2 protein-coding genes and 1 pseudogene are annotated in these 1,643 nt (G+C 60.8%); all 3 read left to right on the top strand.

What is annotated here, in order from left to right:
- On the top strand, positions 1-408 hold a 408-nt coding region (locus AC1DWI_RS22275; protein WP_477725798.1), incomplete at its 5' end, for a hypothetical protein.
- A gap of 47 nt (positions 409-455) precedes the next feature.
- A complete protein-coding gene (hisC, locus tag AC1DWI_RS22270) occupies positions 456-1,559 on the top strand; it encodes a histidinol-phosphate transaminase (RefSeq protein WP_477725797.1) in 1,104 nt (367 codons plus the stop codon).
- Positions 1,556-1,643: pseudogene (locus AC1DWI_RS22265) on the top strand (imidazoleglycerol-phosphate dehydratase); the annotation flags it as partial. The gene hisC and the pseudogene AC1DWI_RS22265, both read left to right, overlap by 4 nt.

Genomic DNA, 1,643 nt, shown 5'->3' with positions numbered 1-1,643 from the left:
GCTTGCATTGCGCTGGCAGGATTGCAGGGCTGCGCGTCCGTGGTGCAACCCTCAGAGAAACCTCCCAATGCGATTGAGCTTTCAGGAGTGGTCTCCGAAGTGTCTGCCTCGCCCTACTATGGTTTGAGTTCGGTTCAGCAAAGTAGCGCGACGCTTGCAGGGGGCTCTGCTGGCGTCATGCTGGCCAACGCCATTGGTGCGCAGCAGGGCAATCGCGACGTCAGCTCCATCGTGGTGACCGTTTCAAACATCTTGTCGCTGACGCTTCCTGTGAGTGGTACTTTCCGGTCCGGCGAATGCGTGAAGCTTTTTGTAGATCCCATGTTCAGGGAGCTGCTGAACCGCAAAGACGTGGCCAACAGGAGCATGCCCACGGGCTCCGCTTTCGTGCAGAAAAGCAGCTGCTGAGCGAACCGGCACTCACAATACCGCCAGACAGAGTCAATTCACCCATCATGAAACAGTCAGACGCCTCACTGGCTCCCAAGCTCAAAAAACTGATCCGCCAGGACGTGCAGTCCATGCATGCTTACGCCATCCAGGAATCGGCCGGCATGGTCAAGCTCGATGCCATGGAGAACCCGCACCGCTTGCCGGCATCGCTGCAGGCCCATCTGGGCCAGCGCCTGGGTGCGCTGGCATTGAACCGCTACCCGGATGGCCGCGTGAATGACCTGCGCCGTGCGCTGGCCGACTATGCGCAGATGCCCGAGGGCTTCGACATCATGCTGGGCAATGGCTCGGACGAGTTGATCTCGCTGCTGGCCATGGCCTGCGATGTGGAAGGGGGCTCCATATTGGCGCCGCTGCCGGGCTTTGTGATGTACGCCATGAGCGCGCAGCTGCAGGGCCTCAAATTCATCGGCGTGCCGCTGACGGCCGACTTCGAGCTCGACGAAGCCGCCATGCTGGCCGCCATTGCCGAGCACCAGCCGTCGATCATTTACCTGGCCTACCCGAACAACCCGACGGCCAACCTGTGGGACGACGCGGTGATTGAAAAGATCATCGAAGCCGTAGGCGAGCAAGGTGGCCTGGTCGTGATGGACGAGGCCTACCAGCCCTTTGCCAGCAAAAGCTACATCGACCGCATCGCCAGGCACGGCCATGTGCTGCTGATGCGCACCCTGAGCAAGCTCGGCCTCGCCGGCGTGCGCATCGGCTACATGATGGGCCCGAAAGCGCTGATTGCCGAGATCGACAAGGTGCGCCCGCCCTACAACATCAGCGTGCTCAACTRCGAATGCGCGCTGTTCGCGCTGGAGCACCAGGGTGAATTCGTCGCGCAGGCCGCGGAGCTGGTGGCCCAACGTGCTGTGTTGCTGGAGGCCCTGGCCGGCATGGAGGCAAAGGGCGTCAAAGCCTGGAAAAGCGACGCCAACATGATCCTGGTGCGGGTGCCCGATGCGGCCAAAACCTTTGAGGGCATGAAATCGCGCAAGGTCCTGGTCAAAAACGTTTCTAAAATGCACCCATTGCTGGCCAATTGTTTGCGCCTGACGGTCGGCACCGCGGACGAGAACGTGCAAATGCTGGCGGCGCTTGAAAAGTCCCTATGACCACCCCTACCCACGCTCCCCACATTGCCGAGGTTTCACGCAACACCGCCGAAACCCAGATCATCGTCAAGCTCAACCTGGACG

The sequence above is a fragment of the Polaromonas sp. P3_C2 genome (assembly GCF_056402675.1).
The sequence above is the reverse complement of the archived record's forward strand: the minus strand, read 5'-3'. Positions and strand labels throughout refer to the sequence as shown.